Source organism: Pseudomonas sp. YY-1, assembly GCF_002843095.1.
GTDB classification, from domain to species: domain Bacteria; phylum Pseudomonadota; class Gammaproteobacteria; order Pseudomonadales; family Pseudomonadaceae; genus Aquipseudomonas; species Aquipseudomonas sediminis_A.
Genome location: NZ_PJLX01000006.1, coordinates 125870 through 149903, shown reverse-complemented (window position 1 = coordinate 149903; position 24034 = coordinate 125870). Strand labels below are relative to the sequence as shown.

Genomic DNA, 24034 nt, shown 5'->3' with positions numbered 1-24034 from the left:
GGGAAATCAGCGCCGGTCGATCCGGCGCTCGTGTATCAGTTGCCGGCGACCAGCGAAACGCTGGCGGGCTTGCCGTCCAGGGTGGTGACGCCATCGAGCCAGGCCTCGACCACCTGCGGATTTGCCTTGATCCAGTCGCGCGCCACCTGCGCTGGTTGCTTGCGATCCATGATCGGCTGCATCAGCTCGGCTTCCTGCTGGCTGGTAAAGCGCAGGCTGGTGAGCAGGCGGTTGGCATTGGGGCAACGCTCGGCGTAGTCCGGAGCGGTGACGGTGGACACCGTGGCGGCGCCATCGTTGGGGCCGAACACGTCGTCGGTACCGGTCAGGTAGGTGACCTGCATCGACAGGTTCATCGGGTGCGGTTTCCAGCCGAAGAACACCACCGGTTTCTCGTTACGTACGGCGCGACCGACGGCGGCGAGCATGCCCGCCTCGCTGGACTCAACCAGTTTGAAGCCACCCAGACCGAACTGGTCGGAGTCGATCATCTTCTGGATCGCCGTATTGGCGCCCGAACCAGCTTCGATGCCGTAGATCTTGCCGTCCAGCTCGTCCTTGAATTTGGCGATGTCGGCCAGGGTCTTCAGGCCCTTGTCGGCGGTGTAGCTCGGTACTGCGAGCACCGCCACGGCGTCATCCAGCGACGGCTCGGCCGCGACCTTGACCGCGCCGGCATCGAGGAAGGGTTTGATGTTGTCGTCCATGATCGGCTTCCAGTAGCCGAGGAAGGCATCGATCTGCCCTTTCTGGATACCGGCGAAGATGATCTGTTGCGACGCCTGGGTCTGCTTGGTTTCGTAGCCGAGGCCACTCAGCAGCTCGCTGGCGACGGCGGTGGTAGCGACCACGTCGGTCCAGCCGACGGCGCCGATGCGAACGTTCTTGCAGCTGGCGTCGTCGGCCAGCAGGGAGGTACTGAACAGGCTCAGGGTGCAGCACGCGGCCAGCGCGGTAAGACCTTTCATCTGGGTGCTCCTCATCGTGTCACAGCGGTTCTATTTCGTTCTTCTAGAGGCTTGCCAACGGACAGAGCCCCCACCGTGTTCGGGGACTTTCATCTCCCGATGAAAACACCTTACGCTTCGATTCGATGCAACATTCGCACTTGAACGACTATTAATTGATCTATGCCGACCTTTATTGCATGAAAGCGATACTGGCCCATTAATCTCTCGGTATGCCCGAAACCCTGCCCCCGTGTCGTGACCTGTATGCCCCAGACCTTCTGCTTTCTGCTGCTGCCCGGCTTCTCGATGATGGGCCTGATGTCAGCCATCGAACCGCTGCGCGTGGCCAATCGCTTTCGCGGCGAGCTATATCGCTGGCGCCTGCTCAGCCAGGATGGCAATGCCGTGCAGGCCAGCAACGGCATGTCGCTCAACGTCGACGACAGCCTGGAGTTGCCCGCTGACAGCCAGGCGCTGTTCGTGGTCGCCGGCTTCGAGCCGCTGGCCCATTACGACCATCATCTGGCGCACTGGCTGCAACGACGCGAGCCGGAACTGGCGATCCTCGGCGGCATCGATACCGGCAGCTTCGTGCTGGCTGAAGCGGGACTGTTCCAGCACCAGCGCCTGACCCTGCACTGGGAAGCCATCGATGCCTTTCGCGAACGCTACCCGACGCTGCTGGTCACCCAGGAACTGTTCGAGATCGACGGCCGGCGCATCACCAGCGCCGGTGGCACCAGCAGCCTCGACCTGATGCTCGGCCTGATCGGCCAGGAACACGGCGAGCCGCTTGCGGTGCAGATATCCGAACAGTTCGTGGTCAGCCGCATCCGCACCCGTCTGGACCACCAGCGCATGCAGGTGGCCAGCCGCTACGACCTGCACAACAAGAAGCTGGTGCGGGTGGTCGGCGAGATGGAGCGCCAGTGCGAGCAACCGCTGTCCAGCGAGGAGCTGGCCGAGCTGGCCGGCATCACCGTACGCCAGCTGGAGCGGTTGTTCCGCCACCACCTGGCGACCACACCGTCGGCCTTTTACCTCGACCTGCGCCTGGACAAGGCGCGCCAGCTATTGCGCCAGAGCGATCTCAGCGTACTTGAGGTGAGCCTTGCCTGCGGCTTCGACTCGGCCTCTTACTTCTCGCGCAGCTACCGCAGGCGCTTCGCCGTCAGCCCCAGCCAGGATCGTCACGAACGGCCAGCCTGAATGCACACCTGCCCGTAGGAACGGGATGCCACTTGCAGAGCCACATATCCGTTCGCGACCTCGGCTTGACGCTTTCGGCAAACCCCCAGTCGTTTTTGCACCGGGTCGCCCTGCCCCCCAGGGATAAGCTCTCCCCAAAGTGCCGACGTCCGACTCGGCGCATCCGTTTAGGGGACAAGCCTGATGAGCCCAGCCGAATTGCACGCCGACAGCATCGTCATCGACGGTCTGATCATCGCCAAGTGGAACCGCGAACTGTTCGAAGACATGCGCAAGGGCGGCCTGACCGCGGCCAACTGCACCGTGTCGGTGTGGGAAGGTTTCCAGGCCACGGTGAACAATATCGTCGCCAGCAACAACCTGATCCGCGAGAACAGCGACCTGGTCATCCCGGTGCGCACCACCGCCGACATCCGTAAAGCCAAGGAACAGGGCAAGACCGGCATCCTTTACGGCTTCCAGAACGCCCACGCGTTCGAAGATCAGATCGGTTACGTCGAGGTGTTCAAGCAGCTCGGCGTGGGTATCGTGCAGATGTGCTACAACACACAGAATCTGGTCGGTACCGGCTGCTATGAACGCGACGGCGGCCTGTCCGGCTTCGGCCGCGAGATCGTCGCCGAGATGAACCGCGTCGGCATCATGTGCGACCTGTCGCACGTCGGTTCCAAAACCAGCGAGGAAGTCATCCTCGAGTCGAAGAAACCGGTCTGCTACTCCCACTGCCTGCCCTCGGGCCTGAAAGAGCACCCGCGCAACAAGTCCGATGAAGAACTGAAGTTCATCGCCGACCACGGCGGCTTCGTCGGCGTGACCATGTTCGCGCCGTTCCTGGCCAAGGGCATCGACTCGACCATCGACGACTATGCCGAGGCCATCGAGTACGTGATGAACATCGTCGGCGAAGACGCCATCGGCATCGGCACCGACTTCACCCAGGGCCACGGCAAGGAATTCTTCGAGTGGCTGACCCACGACAAGGGCTACGCCCGCCGCCTGACCAGCTTCGGCAAGATCGTCAACCCACTGGGCATCCGCACCGTGGGCGAATTCCCCAACCTCACCGAGACCCTGCTCAAACGTGGCATGCCCGAGCGCGTGGTGCGCAAGGTCATGGGCGAGAACTGGGTAAGGGTACTGAAAGACGTCTGGGGCGAGTAAGCCCCTCCACCCCAATTTCTGTAGGAGCGGCTTCAGCCGCGATCCGTCCCGAAGGGACGGCATACCTAAAGGCTTCGCGGCTGAAGCCGCTCCTACAACACAAGCTCAGGAGTATCCGTACATGGCCACCCACGCCCCCGAAATGCCCATCGCCGTCGACGACGAAACCGGCGTCTGGACCACCGACGCCCTGCCGATGCTATACGTGCCGCGGCATTTCTTCGTCAACAACCACATGGGCATCGAGGAAGTGCTCGGCGCCGAGAAATACGCTGAGATCCTCTACAAGGCCGGCTACAAGTCCGCCTGGCACTGGTGCGAGAAAGAAGCCGAATGCCATGGCATTTCAGGCGCGGCGGTATTCGAGCACTACATGAAGCGCCTGTCGCAGCGTGGCTGGGGCCTGTTCGAAACGCAGAAGCTCGACCTGGAAACCGGCCATGCCGAGGTCAAGCTCAAGCATTCGGCCTTCGTTTACGTGTACGGCAAGGTGAATCGCAAGGTGGATTACATGTTCACCGGCTGGTTCTCCGGCGCCATCGACCAGATTCTGGCCGCCAAGGGCAGTCCGATCCGCACCGTCACCGTGCAGGAATACAGCGGTTCCGAAGAGGGCCATGACGACGGCCTGTTCGTCACCCGGCCACTCTGAGTCACCCATAAGAAATGCGTGGGAGCGACCAGCGCCTCCCACAACGCTAGAGCGCTTACCGTGAGGATGCCGTAATGGCCTTCGAAGCAATGTTCCAGCCGATCCAGATCGGCAAGCTGACCATCCGCAACCGCGTGCTCTCCACCGCGCACGCCGAGGTCTACGCCACCGACGGCGGCATGACCACCGAGCGCTATGTGAAGTACTACGAGGAGAAGGCCAAGGGCGGCATCGGCCTGGCCATCTGTGGCGGATCCTCGGTGGTGGCCATCGACAGCCCGCAGCAGTGGTGGAGCTCGGTCAACCTGTCCACCGACCGCATCATTCCGCACTTCCAGAATCTTGCCGACGCCATGCACAAGCATGGCGCCAAGATCATGATCCAGATTACCCACATGGGTCGTCGCTCGCGCTGGGACGGTTTCCACTGGCCGACCCTGATGTCGCCGTCCGGCATCCGCGAACCCGTGCACCGCGCCACCTGCAAGACCATCGAGGTCGAGGAAATCTGGCGGGTGATCGGTAACTACGCGCAGGCCGCACGCCGTGCCAAGGAAGGCGGCCTGGATGGCGTCGAGCTGTCCGCCGTGCACCAGCACATGATCGATCAGTTCTGGTCGCCGCGCGTGAACAAGCGTACCGACGAATGGGGCGGCACCTTCGAGGGCCGCATGAAGTTCGGCCTGGAAGTGATCAAAGCCGTGCGCAAGGAAGTCGGCGACGACTTCTGCGTCGGCATGCGCATCTGCGGCGACGAATTCCATCCGGACGGCCTGTCCCACGAGGATATGAAGCAGATCGCCGCCTACTACGATGCCACCGGCATGATCGACTTCATCGGCGTTGTCGGCTCGGGCTGTGACACCCACAACACCCTGGCCAACGTGATCCCCAACATGAGCTACCCGCCGGAGCCCTTCCTGCACCTGGCGGCTGGCATCAAGGAAGTGGTCAAGGTGCCGGTGCTGCACGCGCAGAACATCAAGGACCCGAACCAGGCCACGCGCATTCTTGAAGGCGGCTACGTGGACATGGTCGGCATGACCCGCGCGCACATCGCCGACCCGCACCTGATCGCCAAGATCAAGATGGGCCAGATCGACCAGATCAAGCAGTGCGTCGGCGCCAACTACTGCATCGACCGCCAATACCAGGGCCTGGACGTGCTGTGCATCCAGAACGCCGCCACCAGCCGTGAATACATGGGCGTACCGCACATCATCGAGAAGACCACCGGCGCCAAGCGCAAGGTGGTGATCGTCGGTGGCGGCCCAGCCGGCATGGAGGCGGCTCGCGTCGCCGCCGAACGCGGTCATGACGTGACCCTGTTTGAAAAGCAGGAACAACTGGGCGGGCAGATCACCCTGGCGTCCAAGGCGCCACAGCGCGACCAGATCGCCGGCATCACCCGCTGGTACCAGTTGGAGCTGGCGCGCCTGGGCATCGATCTGCGCCTGGGTACTGCGGCCGACGAGGCCACCCTGCTCGACCTGCGTCCAGACATCATCGTGCTGGCCAACGGCGGCCATCCGTTCCTCGAGCAGAACGAGCACTGGGGCGCCGACGAGGGCCTGGTGGTGAGCAGCTGGGATGTGCTCTCGGGCAAAGTGGCGCCGGGCAAGAACGTGCTGGTGTACGACACCATCTGCGAATTCACCGGCATGTCGGTCGCCGACTACCTGGCCGACAAGGGCGCACAGGTGGAGATCGTCACCGACGACATCAAGCCAGGCGTGGCCATTGGCGGCACCAGCTTCCCGACCTACTACCGCAGCCTGTATCCGAAAGAAGTGATCATGACCGGGGACCTGATGCTGGAGAAGGTCTACCGCGAAGGCGACAAACTGGTAGCGGTGCTGGAGAACGAATACACCGGCGCCAAGGAAGAGCGCGTGGTCGACCAGGTGGTGGTGGAGAACGGCGTGCGGCCTGACGAGTCGCTGTACTACGCACTCAAGCAGGGCTCGCGTAACAAGGGCCAGATCGATGTCGACGCGCTGTTCGCGATCAAGCCGCAGCCGTGCCTGAGCGAGCCGGGCGACGGCTACCTGCTGTTCCGCATCGGCGACTGCGTGGCCCAGCGCAACACTCACGCGGCGATCTATGACGCCTTGCGCCTGTGCAAGGACTTCTGATCTAACCGCTGAACCGGTGTGGGAGGGGCTTTAGCCGCGACAAGGTAAGCAGCATCGCGGCCAGAGCCTCTTCCATCAGCCCCACCCTCGGGCTTGAGGATGTCCTCGATGTTAAACACCCTGCTCCCCATTCTGCTCTTCGCCGCCCTGGCCCTCGCGGTCATCGGGGCGGCCAAGCGCTTCTTCATGTGGCGTCGCGGTCGGCCGGCCAAGGTCGACTGGATCGGCGGCCTGCTGAAGATGCCGCGTCGCTACCTAGTGGACCTGCACCACGTGGTCGAGCGCGACAAGTACATGTCCAAAACCCACGTGGCCACCGCCGGTGGCTTCGTTCTCGCGGCAGTGCTGGCCATCGTCGTGCACGGTTTCAGCCTGCACAACCGCATCCTCGGCTTCGCCCTGCTGGCCGCCACGGTGCTGATGTTCACCGGCGCCCTGTTCGTCGCCAAGCGCCGTCTGAACCCGCCCTCGCGCCTGTCGAAAGGCCCGTGGATGCGCCTGCCGAAAAGCCTGCTGATGTTCGCCGCCAGCTTCTTTATCGCCACTTTGCCAGTAGCTGGGATTCTGCCCGCCGACTTTGGCGGCTGGGTGCTGGCCGCCATCCTCGCCGTCGGCGTGGCCTGGGGCGTGTCCGAGCTGTTCCTCGGCATGACCTGGGGCGGACCGATGAAGCACGCCTTCGCTGGCGCCCTGCACCTGGCCTGGCACCGCCGTGCCGAGCGCTTCGGCGGCGGTCGCTCCACCGGCCTGAAAGCGCTGGACCTGAATGACCCAAAAGCTCCGCTGGGCGTGGAAAAGCCCACCGACTTCACCTGGAACCAGCTGCTCGGCTTCGACGCCTGCGTGCAGTGCGGCAAATGCGAGGCCATGTGCCCGGCCTTCGCCGCCGGCCAGCCGCTGAACCCGAAGAAGCTGATCCAGGACATGGTCATCGGCCTGGCCGGTGGCAGTGACGCTAGCTTCGCCGGTTCGCCCTACCCCGGCAAACCGCTGGGCGAACACGCAGGCGGCCCGCATCAGCCCATCGTCGATCTGAACGGCAAGGCGCTGGTCGACGCCGACACCCTTTGGTCGTGCACTACATGCCGCGCATGCGTCGAGGAATGCCCGATGATGATCGAGCACGTCGATGCCATCGTCGATATGCGCCGTCATCTCACGCTTGAGAAAGGCTCGACGCCGAACAAGGGCGCCGAAGTGCTGGAAAACCTCATTGCTACCGACAACCCGGGCGGCTTCAACCCAGGCGGTCGCCTGAACTGGGCCGCCGACCTGAACCTGCCGCTGCTTGCCGACAAGGGCGAAACCGACGTGCTGTTCTGGGTCGGTGATGGCGCCTTCGACATGCGCAATCAGAGAACGCTAAGGGCCTTCGTGAAGATCCTCAAGGCTGCCGAAGTCGACTTCGCCGTGCTCGGCCTGGAAGAACGCGACAGCGGCGACGTGGCCCGCCGCCTGGGTGACGAGGCGACCTTCCAGAGCCTGGCCAAGCGCAACATCGCCACCCTGAACAAGTATCGCTTCAAGCGCATCGTCAGCTGCGACCCGCACAGCTTCCACGTGCTGAAGAACGAATACGGCGCACTCGGCGGCAACTACCAGGTTCTGCACCACAGTACCTTCATCGACGAGCTGGTGCGCAAGGGTTCGCTGAATCTCGGCCAGAGCAAGGCCGCCAGTGTCACCTATCACGACCCCTGTTACCTCGGCCGCTACAACGGCGAGTACGAAGCGCCGCGCGCCGTGCTCAAGGCCATCGGCATCGAGGTCAAGGAGATGGAACGCTCGGGCTTCCGTTCGCGCTGCTGCGGCGGCGGTGGTGGCGCGCCGATCACCGACATCCCCGGCAAGCAACGTATCCCCGACATGCGCATGGTCGACATCAAGGAAACCGGTGCCGAACTGGTAGCCGTCGGCTGCCCGCAATGCACCGCGATGCTCGAAGGCGTGGTCGTGCCGCGCCCGGAGATCAAGGACATCGCCGAGCTGGTCGCCGAAGTGCTGATCGAAGCTACCGACGTAGCGGCCAAGCGCCCTGCCGCCAAGCGCGAACTGGCGGAGGTGCAGTGATGAAACAACAATCCCAGCGCATCCAGGAGGCCCAGGCATGAGTGACATAATCCGTCGCGACCCACGCGCCGAGTGGATCGCCCGCAACCGCCTGCACCCGCTGCATGCCTCGATGCAGAAGGCCGAAACCAGCTGGATGGGGCCCAATGGCATCATCCGCAAGAACCCGCACGTCATTGCCGCCGGTTTCGTCGGCCCGGCCGGGCTCAAGCGCATCGACCGCAGCGGCGCCCAGCAGGGCACTGTCGGCAAACGCAGCAACGCCAGCGTCGAGGTGCAACTACCGCTGCACATTATCGAACAACCAGCCTTCCACATTTGCGTGGTGCCGGACATGGTCGGAGGCCGTCTGTCCAGCCATGACAAGGATCTGATCGGTCTGGCACGCAAGCTGGCCGGCGATAGCGGTGCCGTAGTCGCCGTGATCTTCGGTGAAGACAAGGAAAGCGCTTTCGACACGGCCGGCGTCGACCGCCTGCTGCGCGTCCAGGGCGACGCTTTCGACGGCTACGCCCCGGAAGCCCGCGTGCTGGCACTGAGCGCTGTGGAGAGCCAATTGGCACCACGCCATTGGCTGCTGCCCGACAGCCGCACCGGTGGCGGCGAACTGGGTCGGCGCCTAGCTGCCAAGCTCGGTGAGCGCCCTGCGACGCGCGTCTGGCAGGTCGCCGGCGAGCAGGCCATCGGCCGTGCCGGCAGTGGCCAGCAGGATATCCAGCGCGCACTGCCACGGTTGATCCTGGCCGCCGCCGAATGCGCCGAGCCGGTCAGCGACACCCGCCATGAAGTCCGCGCGCTGGAGCTGGCCGAAAAAGTCGCGCACAGCCTGCCGCGCGTCGAAGATCTCGGCCCGGTGGCCGTGGACCCTGCACAGATTCCCATGGCCGAGGCCGAATTCATCCTCTCCGGCGGCAACGGCGTGAAGGACTGGAAGCTGTTCCATCAGGCCGCCATTGCCCTGGGCGCCACCGAAGGTGCCTCGCGCGTGGCGGTCGACGATGGCTTCATGCCGCGCAACCGTCAGGTCGGCGCCACCGGCACCTGGGTCACCGCTCGTGTTTACCTCGCTGTCGGTATTTCCGGCGCCATCCAGCACCTGCAGGGCATCGGTGCCTGCGACAAGGTGGTGGCGGTAAACATGGACCCCGGCTGCGACATGATCAAACGTGCCGACCTCTCGGTGATCGGTGACTCGGCAGCGATCCTCGCAGCGCTGATGGAGCGCGTCGCGGCCTGGCGCCAGGAAGGAAAACGTGATGCGGCCTAACTCTCACGAATGCTCCCTCGTGGGAGGGGCTTCAGCCGCGACAGAGTGCGTGCATGGCCAGATCGCGGCTAAAGCCGCTACAACGGTTCGAGGTTGCCACCATGACTGACCTGAATATCGTCGCCCTGGTCTCGGTCGGCGCCCACCCGACCTCCGCTCGCCCACGGCGTGCCGAGCAGGACGCCCGCGCGGTAGAGCTCGGCCTGCGTCTGGCCGGACAGAATCTGCAGCTGTTGCACGCTGGCGATCCCCAGAACGAAGCCCTGCGCGGCTACCTGGGCATGGGATTGGAACAGCTCGACGTACTGGAGCAACCCGAAGGCGCCGACGCCTTGCCGCTGCTGGTCGATTACCTGCAAGGCAGCCGCACGCAGCTGGTGCTGACCGGTAGCCAGGCGGAAACCGGCGAAGGCTCGGGCATGCTGCCGTTCCTGCTCGCCGAGCGGCTGGGCTGGCCGATGGTCGTCGGCCTGGCCGAAGTGGAGAAGGTCGAGAACGGCGTAGCCCAGGTGCTGCAAGCACTGCCACGTGGCCAGCGGCGTCGCCTCAAGGTGCGCTTGCCGTGTGTGGCCAGCGTCGACAACGCCGCACCCGTCGCTCGCCAGAGCGCCTTTGGCCCGGCACGACGCGGACAGATCGAAGCACATGAAGTGACGGTGGTGGATGACACGCTGCTGGCCGAGGCCAGTCTGCAGCCGGCCAAGCCGCGGCCCAAGCGTCTCAAGGTGATCAAGGCCAAGACCGGCGCGGAACGGATGAAGGCTGCCACGGCCAAAGCCAGTGGTGGCGGCGGCCAGATCCTCAAGGATGTCTCGCCACAGGAAGGAGCAGAGGCTATCTTCAAGCTGTTGATCGAAGAGGGCGTCCTGCGTTGACGCCCCAAGCCAAGGAGCCACGACCATGATGCATGCCGATCTGATCGACCAGGAAGACTTCCGTGAACGCCTGATCGCGTTGGGCCTGAGCATTCCAGCAGGCGTCACGCCCGAGCAGGCTTGTGAGCTGGCCGTCAGCGGCCTCAGCGCCGAACGCGCCGTGGCCTTGCGTCATCTGGTGGAGGAGTTGCTCGGCGGCAGCGCCACCCTGCTGCCCAACGTGCGCGAAGCCATCAGCCGACACCTGCTGCCGGCGCTGGTGCCCAAGCCGGCCTGATATTCCTCGGTGCGCATGGCGCACCCTACGGACGGACACCCTACAGCAACGACACAATGAAAACGGGGCGCCACTGGCGCCCCGCTTTCATTGCAGCTCGAGTCAGATACGTACGCTGGCGAAAGTCGACTCACCCTGGGCACGGTTGAGCGCCAACATGGCACCGGAATGAGCTTGCTGCTCAGGGATCGGCAACAGCACCACCAGGTTGTTACCCTGCTGCCCGGCACGCTCGTCGCGTGGCGGAATACCGAAGTATTCGCGGTAGCACTTGGAGAAATGCGGGGTTGAGACGAAGCCGCAAACCGAGGCCACTTCGATGATCGACATGCTGGTCTGCTTGAGCAACTGGCGTGCGCGGATCAGGCGCAGCTTGAGGTAGTAGCGCGACGGCGAGCAGTGCAGATACTTCTGGAACAGGCGCTCGAGTTGACGACGGGAGATGTCGACGAAGCAGGCCAGCTCGTCGAGATCGATCGGCTCCTCAAGATTCGCCTCCATCAGCGCGACGATTTCCTGCAACTTCGGCTGGTTGCTGCCAAGCATGTGCTTAAGCGGTACACGCTGGTGATCCTGCTCGTTACGAATACGTTCGTAGATGAACATTTCGGAGATGCCGGCTGCCAGCTCGCGGCCATGCTGCTGACCGATCAGGTGCAGCATCATGTCCATCGGCGCGGTCCCGCCAGAGGAAGTGTGGCGATTGCGGTCGATGGAAAACAGGCGAGTGGTGATGGCCGCACGCGGGAAGGCTTCCTGCATCGAGGCCAGGCACTCCCAATGCACGCTGCAATCGTAGCCGTCGAGCAGACCGGCCTTGGCCAGCGCCCAACTGCCGGTGCACACAGCACCGAGCAGGCGCCCCTGGCGCGCCTGCAGTTGCAGCCAGCTGACATGTTCACGCTTGACGCTGTGTTGAATATCCACGCCACCACAGACGATCACCGCATCCAGCGCCGGCGCACTTTGCATGGCCGCGTCCGGGGTGATCTGCAAGCCATCGCTGGCGCAGACCGGCAGGCCATCATGAGTCAGGGTATGCCAGCGAAACAGTTCCTTGCCGGAAAGCTGGTTGGCCATGCGCAGGGGCTCTACCGCCGAAGCGAGAGAAATCAGGGTGAAGTTGTCCAGGAGCAGGAAGCCGATGGACTGGGCGACACGGTTCTGGGGATGCGCCCCTTGGCTGAACTGCGACATTGATGGAACCCTCTCACGCTAAGCACGGTGTGAGCCCAATTGAAGTGGGCCTCTGTTTTATCCTGGCCAGGTCTGAAAACCCGGTGGCTATGCATCTCTACGCAAAGGTCATGCCTAAATTGATCAAGCGTTCAATAAAAACAGAGCCTTCCATGCGTGGCGCGCCAGACGGGCTTCTTGACGCGAATCCAAGAGCTTGCGAAACGCTCTCAAAGCCTCTTACCGCAAGGCTTTGAGCATTTCGGTAGCACGGATTGAGTGGCCTGCTACGGCTGCCCTGATTACCAGTAACGGACGGACGGTAACAGCAGCGACCGATCGGTCACGACCGATGGAGTCGATGACCGCACGCGTCGCACCAAAATCTCGCGAAGCGGTGGCCTAGCCAGAATCACTGCACCAGCACAGGTCAACGCTCGCCGATGCACCAGCCGCCAGACCTGATAGAGACAAGCGACCTGACTAATCCGCAACAGGTTCGCGATGATCCAACTTTCGTCAGCTCGTCCAGATCTCCAACCGACTCGTACATATTCAATCGCGCCGCAGCGAGCAGCCGTATCAAGGTCTTTTCTCGGCATGCCAGTGTCGCTTCTCGCCCAGGGGGCGGCCCACCTCTTGCTGTGAAATAGTCAATCGTCCGCTCCAAGAATCTTCCAGCGGCTTCAGCCGCCCGAACAGAGGCACACCCCATGAACAGATTCGCTCGCTGGCTGCTCGTGATCGCCCTCACCTCCTCCACCACCTTGTACGCCGCAGAATCCGAGCGCTGCGAGCTGGTACGCCTCAGCGATGTAGGCTGGACCGACATCACCATGACCACCGCCGTGGCTCGCCTGATACTGGGCGAGATCGGCTATCGCACGCAGATCCGCCGCATGTCACTGCCCGATACCTATCGTGGATTGTCCGAAGGCCAGTTGGACGTGTTCCTTGGCAACTGGATGCCGGCACAGAGCGAGCAGGTACAGCCGCACCTGGACAGCGGCAAGATCGAAAAACTGCACACCAACCTGCCCACGGTGCGCTACACCCTGGCAGTGCTGGCACCAGGTTATGAAGCGGGGCTCAAGGACTTCGCCGACATCCATCGTTTCAAGGACGAGCTCAGCGGGCAGATTTTCGGCATAGAGCCTGGCAACGAAGGCAACGAGATGGTCAAAGGCATGATCCGCGACAACGTATTCGGCTTGCAGGGATTCACCCTGGTGGAGTCCAGCGAAAGCGGCATGCTCAACCACGTCGAACGCGCTCAGCGCCTGGGCAAATGGGCAGTTTTTCTGGGCTGGGAACCGCACCCGATGAACGAGCGTCTGAAGATGAGCTATCTGGCCGGTGGCGATGATTATTTCGGCCCCAATTACGGTGCAGCGCAGGTCAACACGGTGGCACGCGGCGGCTTCAGCCAGCAGTGTCCCAATCTGGCCAAGCTGTTTCGCAACATGACCTTCACCATCGCCGCAGAAAACCATTTGATGAGCGCCGTGCTGGAAGGCAATACCAATCGCCGCCGCGTGGCCAAGCAGTGGATCGAAGACAACCCGCAGATGGTTGCGTCCTGGCTGGAAGGTGTGACTCGCTATCAAGGCGGCCCCATCAGCAAGGTATTCGACGTATCGCTAGCGAAAAATGACTGATAAATTCGACGAAATAGCCGAGAAAAATCAATAAAAATGGCAGAAAGCAGAGAACACTTCATGGCTCGAAAGGGATTTCCCTTGTCGTGTCGAGAATCACGGCCAGGCTCGCAAGCCTGGCCAGCCATGACCGACCGGTCACATTGCGCCGCTTTTGGATTTTTCAGCGCTTTTCGGCACGCCTCCACCTCTGGCTGTAAATTTTTTTCAACATCGCCACAGCCCCCGCGCTACGCCGCCTGCGCCTCGCTTAAAGGGCTGAAAACCAGCACCGGCGCGGCTTTCAGCCTTGGCCAAGGGACGAAAAAGTCTGTTAAGGTTTTTAAAGCACGTTCTCGAAAGCGCTTCTCGATGCTCACATCGAGCGCTATTCAAAACGGCATCACGCAGTGCTTTCAGGAGCCCGAAAAACGGCGAAAACATGGAAAAACACGGGGTGTGACGGGCCATGTCGTCGCCCAACACGTCAGGGTCGCAAACCGATAATTGCGCAGACCCCAAGACTATATCGTTGAGTCAGCCGATGACGTCGCTGCCGCCTCCCGAGGGGACCGGCAGACTGGGGCCCACCGCCCCGGACCGAAGAACAGATAAGCGCTGGCCCACCATCGATAGGGCGCCAGCCCAACAAGAAATTTCGGATGTACGCATGCGCCAGGACGACGCATGAAACCCCAAAGGAATGGGCTTCGAAACACTGCCAGAGGGTTTGGAAAGCGGTTTGCAGCACGGCAAGACAGTGGTCACTCATCAACAGGTTGCAACGACGCAGTGGGCAGTTTCTGCCACCAGCCGCGTCCGCTGCAGCGTGCCCGAGCGCCACATCCGACGCCCGCAGCGAAGCGCTCGCCAGCCCCGAAACCCAGCAAACACCCAAACAGGTATCAGAAGCCTGACACCGCTGTTCTACGCTTCGACGATGCGTACCCAGCCGTGCCAGCGCGAACTGGATGCCGATTGAAGGGGAAACGTCCCATGCAGTCTGGAAAGATCGTGGTCGAACACCTGTACAAGGTTTTCGGCCCTAACCCACAAGAAGCCATCGACCTGCTCAAGGAAGGCTGGAGCAAGGAGAGGATTCTGGCCGAGAAAGGCGCCGTGATCGGCGTCAGCGATGTGTCGTTCAGTGTCGAAGAGGGCGAAATCTTCGTGCTCATGGGCCTGTCCGGTTCTGGCAAATCCACCCTGATCCGTCTGATCAACCGCCTGGTCGAGCCCAGCGGCGGTGACGTCTACATCGATGGCCAGAACGTGGCCAAGCTGCCGCAGTCGCAATTGATCGACCTGCGCCGCCGCGACATGAGCATGGTCTTCCAGTCCTTCGCCCTGATGCCTTCGCGCAGCGTGCTGGACAACGCCGCCTTCGGCCTGGAAGTGGCCGGCACCGGCCGCAAGGAGCGCGAGAAGCGCGCCATGGAAGTGCTCAAGCAGGTCGGCCTGGACACCTTCGCCCACAAGTACCCGCACGAACTCTCCGGCGGCATGCAGCAACGCGTCGGCCTGGCCCGTGCGCTGACGGTGAACCCGTCGATGATCATCATGGACGAGGCCTTCTCCGCCCTCGACCCGCTCAAGCGCCGCGAGATGCAGGACGTGCTGCTGGAGCTGCAGAAGACCCATCGCCGCACCATCATCTTCGTCTCCCACGATATCGAAGAGGCCATGCGCATCGGTACCCGCATCGGCATCATGGAAGGCGGCAAGCTGATCCAGGTCGGCACCCCGCAGGAACTGATCGAAAAGCCAGCCAACGAGTACGTGCGCAACTTCTTCGACACCGTCGACACCAGCCGTTACCTCACCGCCGGCCAGCTCAAGGCCGACAGCGTGCCGACCTACGTCTACAACGGCAGCGCGCCGGACGCGGCGAAGATCTGCAAGGAGCTGCAGGCGCTGGACAAGCACTACGCCTTCATCGTCGACGAACAGAACAACTTCCAGGGTTCCATCAGCCTGGAGAAGATCGCCCTGATGGTCGACGGCGACGAACCCCGACCACTCGAAGCGGATGCGCTCAAGCAGGTCGTGCCGGTGCCCGAAGACATGCCGCTGGAAGATGTGATCACCCGCCTGGTGGACAACGAAGGTCCGATCCCGGTGGTAGACGCCGACGGCCATTACTGCGGCGCCATCAGCAAGGGCCGTCTGCTGACCCGACTGCAGGGGGAATCCAATGAGTGACAAGAAACTCGACCTGGGTAGCTGGGTCAACGACGTCGTCCAGCACCTGCTGGACAACTACAGCGGTGCATTCGACAGCATTGGCAGCGTGGTCGCCGGCTTCTCCGAGGCCATCGAGAAGGTGCTGATGCTGCCGCCAGCCTGGCTGCTGATCGCCATCTTCGTCGCTCTCGGCCTGTGGCGCATCGGCGCACGCTTCGCGATCTTCACCGCCGTGGCCTTCATCCTGATCGTCATGACCGGTTTCTGGGATCAGACCGTGGTCACCCTCGGCCTGACCTTCTCTGCCACCCTGATTAGCCTGCTGCTGGGTATCCCACTGGGCATCTGGGCTGCCAAGAGCGAGCGCGTGGCCACCATCATCCGGCCGATTCTCGACTTCATGCAGACCATGCCGGCATTCGTCTACCTGATCCCGGCTGCCATGCTCTTCGGCCTCGGTCGCGTGCCAGGCATCATCGCCACGGTGATCTTTGCCATGCCGCCAGCCGTGCGCCTGACCAGCCTGGGTATCCGCCAGGTGAACAAGGAAATCGTCGAAGCTGGCCAATCCTTCGGCTGCACCAGCCGCCAGTTGCTGTTCAAGGTGCAACTGCCCAATGCCATGCCGTCGATCATGGCCGGGGTCAACCAGACCATCATGATGGCCCTGTCGATGGTGATCATCGCCTCGATGGTCGGCGCCGGTGGCCTGGGTAACGATGTATTGGCAAGTATCCAGCGACTGGACATCGGTCTAGGCTTCGAGAGCGGCATGGCCGTGGTGCTGCTGGCGATCATCCTCGACCGCATCACCGAAAGCTTCGGCACGCCGCAGACCGCCAAACGCGGCCTATTCGCCTGGTTCAGTGGCAAACTGCAGCGCCAGTCCAGCTAATCCGTTTTTTCACTTCACAGGGAACCGCAGATGAAAACGATCAAGACCACCGCCGTCATCGGCCTGTTGTCCTGCGCACTGATGCAGGGCGCCATGGCCGCTGAACCGGCCAGCTGCAAGCAGGTACGCTTTGCCGAAATTGGCTGGGCCGACATCGCCGCCACCACCGGTGTGGCCATGACCCTGGCCGAAGGTCTGGGCTATCAGCCACGCAAGATCATGGCCTCGGTGCCTATCGCCTTCACTGGCGTGAAGAGCGGCCAGGTCGATGTCTTCCTCGGCTACTGGGCGCCGTCGATGGACTCGGTGATCGAGCCCTTCCTCAAGGATGACGGCGTCAAGGTGCTGCCCAAGGCCAACCTCGAAGGCGCCAAGTACACCCTCGCCGTGCCGACCTACGCAGCCGAGGCTGGCCTGAAGAGCTTTCAGGACATCGCCAAGTTCAAGGATCAACTGGGCGGCAAGATCTACGGCATCGAGCCGGGTAACGACGGCAACCTGCTGATCGACGGCATGATCAAGAACAATCAATTCGACCTCGGCGACTTCCGCATGGTCGAGTCCAGCGAAGCCGGGATGCTGGTGCAAGTATCGCGCGCCATCAAGAAGAAAGAGCCAGTGGTCTTCCTCGGCTGGGCGCCGCACCCGATGAACACTCAGCACGACATCACCTACCTGTCCGGCGGTGACGACGTGTTCGGCCCCGACTACGGTGCAGCCAAGGTCTACACCGTGGTAACTCCGGATTACGAAGCGCGCTGCGAGAACGTTGGCAAACTGCTGAACAACCTGCAGTTCACCGTCGATATCGAAAGCCAACTGATGGAAAAGGTGCTGGAGAAGGAAAACCCGCAGACCGTCGCCAAGGAGTGGATCAAGGCCAACCCGGCGATCCTCGAGCAGTGGCTGAACGGCGTGACCACCTTTGACGGTCAGGACGGCGTTGCCGCCGTGAAGAAACACGTCGGGCTGTAACAAGCCACGACCCGATTCGGGCTCGAACCTCAGGGGTCGAGCCCGAAAATCTCCTCGTAAACCACTAGCGGCTGATTTCCGGCCGTGACGGGGAGACTTTGCCCGCGAAACCGCTATCTGCTGCGCAACACGGATTCGCAAGGCCCGCAATGAGAACGAGCCAGTCAACGATTTTGCAACTGCCACTCACTGATGGAGCACAACAACATGCGCGTACTTAAGCACCTCTGCCTCGGCGCTGCCGCCCTGGCCATCGGCATGGGCAGCGCCCTGGCCGCCGACAAACCCACCCTGAAGATCGGCTACGTCAACGGCTGGGACGACAGCGTTGCCGTCACCCATGTCGCCGGTGAAATCCTGCAAAGCAAACTCGGCTACAGCGTCGAGCTGAAGCCGGTCGAACCCGCCATCATGTGGCAGGGCGTGGCCCGTGGCGACCTCGATGCCACGCTCTCCGCCTGGCTGCCGGCTACCCACGGCGAGTACTACGACAAGCTCAAGGACAAGGTGGAAATCCTCGGCACCAACTACTCCGGCGCCAAGATCGGCCTGATCGTGCCGGACTACGTACAAGCCAAGAGCATCGAAGACCTGGAAAAATATTCCAAGGACTTCGACGGCAAGATCACCGGTATCGACGCCGGTGCCGGCGTGATGCGCCGCACCGAAGACGCCATCAAGGAGTACAACCTGGCCAGCATCAAGCTGATGCCGAGCTCGGGCCCGGCCATGGCCACCGCCCTGACCCGTGCAGAGAAGGCGCAGAAGCCGATCGTGGTCACCGGCTGGATTCCGCACTGGATGTTCGCCAAGTGGAAACTGCGCTTCCTTGAAGATCCGAAGAAGGTCTTCGGCGACGACGAGCGTGTCGACACCGTGGCCAACCCGGAACTGAAGGGCAAGGCCGCCGACGCTGCTGCTTTCCTCAGCAAGATTTCCTGGAGCGGCGAAGAAGTCGGTGCAGTCATGCTGGCCATCCGCGAAGGCGCCAAGCCTGACCAGGCCGCCAAGGACTGGATCGCCCAGAACCCGGACCGCGTTGCAGAGTGGCTGAAGTAAGCCTCACCCTGTCGCATCACAAAGCGGGCTTCGGCTCGCTTTGTCGTTTCCGTAGGATGTTGCAAGTTCGCGTGTGCACCGCAGGCACCGATGATAAGGCGGTGTGCACGGCCAAGGTGGCCCCGTGACAGCCTGCGGAATCGGCGCCCCACCCACGCCCCCGTCTCGCTTGATTGATCGAACGATCAAAATCCGCCTAGACTCCGGCCCAACTTCACCCGCTGGAGATCCCCATGCCCAAGGTCGGCATGCAGCCCATTCGTCGTTCGCAACTGATCGCCGCCACCCTGGAAGCGGTCGACCAGGTCGGCATGGCCGATGCCAGCATCGCCTATATCGCCCGTCTGGCGGGGGTGTCGAACGGCATCATCAGCCACTACTTCAACGACAAGAACGGGCTGCTCGAAGCGACCATGCGCCATTTGATGCAGGCACTCAGCAATGCCGTGGGGGAACGCCGTCGCGCCTTGCGCGAGGACAGCCCGCGGGCACACCTGAAGGCAATGATCGATGGCAACTTCGACGACAGCCAGGTCAGCGGTCCGGCGATGAAGACCTGGCTGGCATTTTGGGCCAGCAGCATGCACCAGCCGGCCCTGCGCCGCCTGCAGCGGGTCAACGATCACCGCCTCTACTCCAACCTGTGTGGCCAGTTCCATCGCGCGCTGCCGCAGGATCAGGCGCGCTTCGCCGCCCGCGGCCTCGCTTCGCTGATCGATGGCCTGTGGCTGCGCGGCGCGCTGTCCGGCGAGGCCTTCGACACCGAACAGGCGCGCCGCATCGCCTACGACTACCTCGACCTGCAATTGGCCAAGGCCTCGTAGGGTGCGCTGTGCGCACCGCGTACAACCCCTTCCTCTGATCATTTAGAGCCTGTTCAAAATCTCGCGAGCTAGAGCCAGGCAATACCGACGGCGGCCCCGCGAATCGAGCGAAGAACGCTCGGAGTCGCGTTCGACTTTACGAGCTGTAAATGAGCATTCTGACCGGGCTGGCGTTCCAGCTTGATTTCAACGCTGCATGGCCGACGCGCAGCAGACTTTGAACACGCTCTTAGATCGCTAGGTGCGCATGGCGCACCCTACGGACGACCGTTCGCCCGCGTGCATGTCGCGTTTGGCTGCGCGCTGTCGTTTTTGTTGATTGATCGTTCAATTTAAATAAAATAGGCTGTTCTCTTAGCAGATTGCCAAGTGCAGAGGACAGCCCATGCCCCGTTTCTCCGAACAGCAGCTCTACATCGGTGGTCAGTACGTCGCCGCCAGCAGTGGAGAAACCTTCGACAGCATCAACCCGGCTACCGGTGAGGTGCTGGCCAAGGTGCAGCGCGCCAGCCAGGCCGACGTCGACCGTGCCGTGGCCAGTGCCACTGAAGGGCAGAAGGTGTGGGCAGCGATGACCGCCATGCAGCGCTCGCGCGTCCTGCGCAAGGCCGTGGATATCCTGCGTGAGCGCAACGACGAGCTGGCCGAGCTGGAAACCCTCGACACCGGCAAGCCACTGTCGGAAACCCGCTACGTCGATATCGTCACCGGCGCCGACGTGCTGGAATACTACGCCGGCTTGATCCCAGCCATCGAGGGCGAGCAGATCCCGCTGCGCGAGACCTCTTTCGTCTACACCCGTCGCGAACCGCTGGGCGTGGTCGCCGGCATCGGTGCCTGGAACTACCCGATCCAGATCGCCCTGTGGAAGTCCGCTCCGGCCCTGGCCGCCGGTAACGCGATGATCTTCAAGCCCAGCGAAGTCACCTCGCTGACCGCACTGAAACTGGCCGAGATCTACACCGCAGCCGGCCTGCCCGACGGCGTGTTCAACGTGCTCACAGGCAGCGGTCGCGAAGTGGGCCAGTGGCTGACCGAGCATCCGGGTATCGAGAAGATTTCCTTTACCGGCGGCACCGTCACCGGCAAGAAGGTCATGGCCAGCGCCTCCAGTTCCAGCCTCAAGGAAGTGACCATGGAGCTGGGCGGCAAGTCGCCACTGATCATTTTCGAAGACGCCGACCTCGACCGCGCTGCCGACATCGCAGTCATGGCCAACTTCTACAGCTCCGGCCAGGTCTGCACCAACGGCACCCGCGTGTTCGTCCCGCGCATGCTGCAGGCGCGCTTCGAGGCCAAGGTGCTGGAGCGGGTCAAGCGCATCCGCCTAGGCGATCCGCTCAGCGACACCACCAACTTCGGCCCGCTGGTGAGCTACGCGCACATGGAAAGCGTGCTCGGCTACATCGAGCAAGGCCGCAAAGAGGGCGCACGCCTGCTGATCGGCGGCTCACGCGTCAGCGATGGCGACTACGCCAAGGGCGCCTATGTCGCGCCGACCGTGTTCACCGACTGCCGGGACGACATGACCATCGTGCGCGAGGAAATCTTCGGCCCGGTGATGAGCATCCTCATCTACGACAGCGAAGAGGAAGTGATCCGCCGCGCCAACGATACCGACTACGGCCTGGCTGCCGGCGTGGTGACGCGCGATCTGAACCGCGCGCACCGGGTGATCCACAAGCTGGAAGCCGGCATCTGCTGGATCAACACCTGGGGTGAGTCGCCAGCCGAGATGCCGGTGGGCGGCTACAAGCAATCCGGCGTCGGCCGCGAGAACGGCCTGGTCACCCTCGGCCACTACACCCGCATCAAGTCGGTGCAGCTGGAAATGGGTGATTACGCCTCAGTGTTCTGAACACCGTTCTGTGGGAGCGGCCGGGCGGCGCACCGCTTCAGCCGCGAAAGACATCGCGGATGAATCCGCTCCTACAAAGAATCGCCGCCCCCGTAGCCCGGATGCCATCCGGGGGACATTCATCCAGGTTTTCCCGGCTCGCAGCCGGGCAACAGGAGGAGCCATGACCCAGGAATTCGACTACATCATCATCGGCGCCGGTTCGGCCGGTAACGTCCTGGCCACCCGGCTGACCGAAGACGCAGACGTCAGCGTACTGCTGCTGGAAGCTGGCGGCCCAGATTACCGCCTCGATTTCCGCACCCAGATGCCGGCCGCCCTGGCCTTCCCGCTGCAGGGGCGGCGCTACAACTGGGCCTACGAGACCGAACCCGAGCCGTACATGAACAACCGCCGTATGGAGTGCGGACGCGGCAAGGGCCTGGGCGGCTCATCCTTGATCAACGGCATGTGCTACATCCGCGGCAACGCGCTGGATTTCGATAATTGGGCCACGGCCAAAGGCCTGGAAGACTGGACCTATCAGGACTGCCTGCCGTATTTCCGCAAGGCGGAAACCCGCGACATCGGCCCCAACGATTACCACGGTGGCGATGGCCCGGTGAGCGTGACCACGCCAAAGGCCGGCAACAACCCGCTGTTCCACGCCATGGTCGAGGCCGGTGTGCAGGCTGGTTACCCGCGCACGGATGATCTCAACGGTTACCAGCAGGAAGGCTTCGGCCCGATGGACCGCACCGTGACCCCGGAAGGCCGCCGCGCCAGCACCGCGCGCGGTTATCTGGACCAAGCCCGCGAGCGGCCGAACCTGACCATCGTCACCCACGCCACCACCGACCGCATCCTGTTCGACGGCAAGCGCGCCAGCGGCGTGAGCTACCTGATCGGCAACTCTAACAACGCCACTGAAGCCCGCGCCCGTCGCGAAGTGCTGCTGTGCGCCGGCGCCATCGCCTCGCCGCAGATCCTCCAGCGCTCCGGCGTTGGCCCTGCCGCGCTGCTGCGCGAGCTGGATATCGCGCTGGTGCATGAACTGCCTGGCGTCGGCCAGAACCTGCAAGATCACCTGGAGATGTACCTGCAGTACGCCTGCACCCAGCCAGTGTCACTGTACCCGGCGCTCAAGCTGCTCAACCAACCGGGCATCGGCGCGCAATGGCTGTTCGCCGGCAACGGTATCGGCGCCAGCAACCAGTTCGAGGCCGGCGGTTTCATCCGCACCCGCCCGGAGTTCGCCTGGCCCAACATCCAGTTCCACTTCCTTCCGGTGGCGATCAACTACAACGGCAGCAACGCAGTCAACGAGCACGGTTTCCAGGCTCATGTCGGTTCGATGCGTTCGCCCAGCCGCGGACGCATCCAGCTCAAGTCGAAGGACCCGCGCCAGCACCCGAGCATCCTGTTCAACTACATGAGCCATGAGCAGGACTGGCAGGAGTTCCGCGACGGCATTCGCCTCACCCGCGAGATCATGGCGCAGCCGGCACTGGACCCTTACCGTGGCCGTGAAATCAGCCCTGGCGCGCATGTGCAGAGCGACGCCGAGCTCGATGCCTTCATTCGTGAGCATGCGGAAACCGCCTTCCACCCGTCCTGCTCGTGCAAGATGGGCGAGGACGACATGGCAGTCGTGGATAACCAGGGCCGCGTGAACGGCGTGCAGGGTTTGCGCGTGGTGGATGCGTCGATCATGCCGGAGATCATCACCGGCAACCTCAACGCCACCACCATCATGATGGCGGAGAAGATCGCGGACCGGATTCGTGGTCGCCAGCCCTTGCCGCGCAGCACCGCGCCTTACTTCGTCGCCGGCGAGCGCCCGGTGCGCGGCACGCCGCTACGCAGCCAGCACGACAGGTTAGTCGGGTAATTCCTGGCGGATCATCCAGTGCCCCTCGGGCGGCATCAGCCGGCCGAGGTCGAAGCGATCCAGTGCGTCCGCGTCGAGCATTTCGATCTGCGGGCTCACCAGTTGCGGCAGTTTTTCGCCCTGCAGGCCACGAACGGCCATATCCAGCGCGATGCGAGCCTGAATCACCGGTGAATCGGTGGGCGCGGCCAGCACCTGCCCCTCGCGAATCTGTTCCAGCACCCGCTCGGTGGCGTACAGCGACAGCACCTGCGCCTCGGAGCCGAGGTTGCGCACCAGCTCCGCAGCGAAGGCCGCCGCCTCGGCATTGGCGATCAGATAATCGAGATGCGGATGCTGCTTGAACAGCTCGCGCGCCAGCTGCGCCTGCCGGCTGCGATCCACCGGGCCGTAGCCGCCATGGATCAGGGTCACCTGGGTTCCCGGCAAGGCATCGCGCAGACCGCGTTCGGCATCCTGCACCCAGCCTGCATCGGCTGGGCCGGGTAGCCAGCCGACCTGAATCGGCCGACCGTCGCTGATGCGCACCAGATACTCGAGCGTGGTGCGCGCCATGTCGGCGAAATCGACCCGCGAGTGTGCGCTCAGCGTTGGGCACTCCAGGCGATTGACCAGATCGATGACCGGGTGGCCCGCCTTGCTCTGCCACTTCTGCCGCGCTGCACAGGTCATAGGTGTTGATGCTGGCGACGACGAAGGCATCGGCGCCCTCGGCCACACAATGCTCGAACTGCTCCACTTGCACATCGGCATGCTCGTAGCCACCGGCTTCGTAGATCCCCAGGCGCACGCCAAGACGTCTGGCTTCCTGATCCAGCCCCCAGGCCACGCCCCACCAGTAGCGATCCTTGCCATGGGGCAGCAGCGCACAGATACGCCAGGGCTGGCTGGCCGCTGGCAAAGGCCGGTAATCCAGCATGCGGCCATCGGCACGTACCGGATAAGGGAACCACTCGGCCG

At 63.0% G+C, this 24034-nt stretch carries 19 protein-coding genes and 1 pseudogene; 16 read left to right on the top strand and 4 right to left on the bottom strand.

What is annotated here, in order from left to right:
* Nucleotides 1–35 precede the first annotated feature (35 nt).
* Entirely contained in the window at nt 36–968 is a 933-nt protein-coding gene (gene choX / locus CXP40_RS10745; RefSeq protein ID WP_106733699.1) for a choline ABC transporter substrate-binding protein, read from the bottom strand.
* A 246-nt stretch (nt 969–1214) separates the two neighbouring features.
* Here choX and CXP40_RS10740 point away from each other — a divergent pair, with 246 nt between their 5' ends.
* The 8 genes from CXP40_RS10740 (at nt 1215) to CXP40_RS10700 (ending at nt 10596) form a co-directional block, all read left to right on the top strand.
* Nucleotides 1215–2159 carry a GlxA family transcriptional regulator gene (locus CXP40_RS10740; protein WP_106733698.1) on the top strand — a complete coding sequence of 315 codons (945 nt, stop codon included), beginning with the start codon at nt 1215–1217 and terminating at the stop codon, nt 2157–2159.
* A gap of 183 nt (nt 2160–2342) precedes the next feature.
* On the top strand, nt 2343–3320 hold the full coding sequence (locus CXP40_RS10730; RefSeq protein ID WP_106733696.1) for a dipeptidase: 978 nt from the start codon (nt 2343–2345) through the stop codon (nt 3318–3320).
* Nucleotides 3321–3441: 121 nt separating this feature from the next.
* Entirely contained in the window at nt 3442–3972 is a 531-nt protein-coding gene (locus tag CXP40_RS10725) for a DUF5943 domain-containing protein (RefSeq protein ID WP_106733695.1), read from the top strand.
* A 74-nt stretch (nt 3973–4046) separates the two neighbouring features.
* Nucleotides 4047–6107 carry a dimethylglycine demethylation protein DgcA gene (gene dgcA, locus CXP40_RS10720; RefSeq protein ID WP_106733694.1) on the top strand — a complete coding sequence of 687 codons (2061 nt, stop codon included), beginning with the start codon at nt 4047–4049 and terminating at the stop codon, nt 6105–6107.
* A 108-nt stretch (nt 6108–6215) separates the two neighbouring features.
* The gene (gene dgcB / locus CXP40_RS10715; protein WP_106733693.1) at nt 6216–8177 is read left to right on the top strand and encodes a dimethylglycine demethylation protein DgcB; all 1962 of its coding nucleotides are present in this window, start codon (nt 6216–6218) and stop codon (nt 8175–8177) included.
* Nucleotides 8178–8214: 37 nt separating this feature from the next.
* The gene (locus CXP40_RS10710; protein ID WP_106733692.1) at nt 8215–9444 is read left to right on the top strand and encodes an electron transfer flavoprotein subunit alpha/FixB family protein; all 1230 of its coding nucleotides are present in this window, start codon (nt 8215–8217) and stop codon (nt 9442–9444) included.
* Between the two features lie 101 nt (nt 9445–9545).
* On the top strand, nt 9546–10319 hold the full coding sequence (locus tag CXP40_RS10705) for an electron transfer flavoprotein subunit beta (RefSeq protein ID WP_106733691.1): 774 nt from the start codon (nt 9546–9548) through the stop codon (nt 10317–10319).
* Nucleotides 10320–10344: 25 nt separating this feature from the next.
* Nucleotides 10345–10596, top strand: a complete 252-nt coding sequence (locus tag CXP40_RS10700) for a hypothetical protein (RefSeq protein WP_074676471.1) — start codon at nt 10345–10347, stop codon at nt 10594–10596.
* Nucleotides 10597–10698: 102 nt separating this feature from the next.
* Here the strand turns inward: CXP40_RS10700 and CXP40_RS10695 are convergent, their stop codons facing one another.
* The gene (locus CXP40_RS10695) at nt 10699–11793 is read right to left on the bottom strand and encodes a GlxA family transcriptional regulator (protein ID WP_099522839.1); all 1095 of its coding nucleotides are present in this window, start codon (nt 11791–11793) and stop codon (nt 10699–10701) included.
* A gap of 692 nt (nt 11794–12485) precedes the next feature.
* Between CXP40_RS10695 and CXP40_RS10690 the strand changes: the two genes are divergently transcribed.
* The 8 genes from CXP40_RS10690 to betA all read left to right on the top strand — a co-directional run bounded on the left by CXP40_RS10690 (nt 12486) and on the right by betA (nt 23074).
* Nucleotides 12486–13430 carry an ABC transporter substrate-binding protein gene (locus tag CXP40_RS10690; protein ID WP_106733690.1) on the top strand — a complete coding sequence of 315 codons (945 nt, stop codon included), beginning with the start codon at nt 12486–12488 and terminating at the stop codon, nt 13428–13430.
* A 975-nt stretch (nt 13431–14405) separates the two neighbouring features.
* Nucleotides 14406–15611 carry a glycine betaine/L-proline ABC transporter ATP-binding protein gene (locus CXP40_RS10685; RefSeq protein WP_099522841.1) on the top strand — a complete coding sequence of 402 codons (1206 nt, stop codon included), beginning with the start codon at nt 14406–14408 and terminating at the stop codon, nt 15609–15611.
* The gene (locus CXP40_RS10680; protein ID WP_099522842.1) at nt 15604–16488 is read left to right on the top strand and encodes a proline/glycine betaine ABC transporter permease; all 885 of its coding nucleotides are present in this window, start codon (nt 15604–15606) and stop codon (nt 16486–16488) included. The genes CXP40_RS10685 and CXP40_RS10680 overlap by 8 nt, the downstream gene beginning before the upstream one ends.
* Before the next feature lie 30 nt (nt 16489–16518).
* Complete coding sequence (locus CXP40_RS10675) at nt 16519–17463, top strand: choline ABC transporter substrate-binding protein (RefSeq protein WP_106733689.1); 945 nt, start codon at nt 16519–16521, stop codon at nt 17461–17463.
* Between the two features lie 207 nt (nt 17464–17670).
* Nucleotides 17671–18522: a glycine betaine ABC transporter substrate-binding protein gene (locus tag CXP40_RS10670; protein ID WP_106733800.1), complete on the top strand. Its 852-nt coding sequence runs from the start codon at nt 17671–17673 to the stop codon at nt 18520–18522.
* Nucleotides 18523–18755: 233 nt separating this feature from the next.
* Entirely contained in the window at nt 18756–19346 is a 591-nt protein-coding gene (betI, locus tag CXP40_RS10665) for a transcriptional regulator BetI (RefSeq protein WP_106733688.1), read from the top strand.
* Between the two features lie 385 nt (nt 19347–19731).
* Complete coding sequence (gene betB, locus CXP40_RS10660) at nt 19732–21204, top strand: betaine-aldehyde dehydrogenase (protein WP_106733687.1); 1473 nt, start codon at nt 19732–19734, stop codon at nt 21202–21204.
* A gap of 163 nt (nt 21205–21367) precedes the next feature.
* Complete coding sequence (gene betA, locus CXP40_RS10655; RefSeq protein WP_106733686.1) at nt 21368–23074, top strand: choline dehydrogenase; 1707 nt, start codon at nt 21368–21370, stop codon at nt 23072–23074.
* Here the strand turns inward: betA and CXP40_RS10650 are convergent.
* Nucleotides 23063–23746 carry a substrate-binding domain-containing protein gene (locus tag CXP40_RS10650; RefSeq protein WP_256579275.1) on the bottom strand — a complete coding sequence of 228 codons (684 nt, stop codon included), beginning with the start codon at nt 23744–23746 and terminating at the stop codon, nt 23063–23065. The two genes, betA and CXP40_RS10650, sit on opposite strands and share 12 nt — an antisense overlap.
* Before the next feature lie 58 nt (nt 23747–23804).
* Nucleotides 23805–23993: pseudogene (locus tag CXP40_RS23970) on the bottom strand (TMAO reductase system protein TorT); the annotation flags it as partial.
* Nucleotides 23994–24034: the final 41 nt, after the last annotated feature.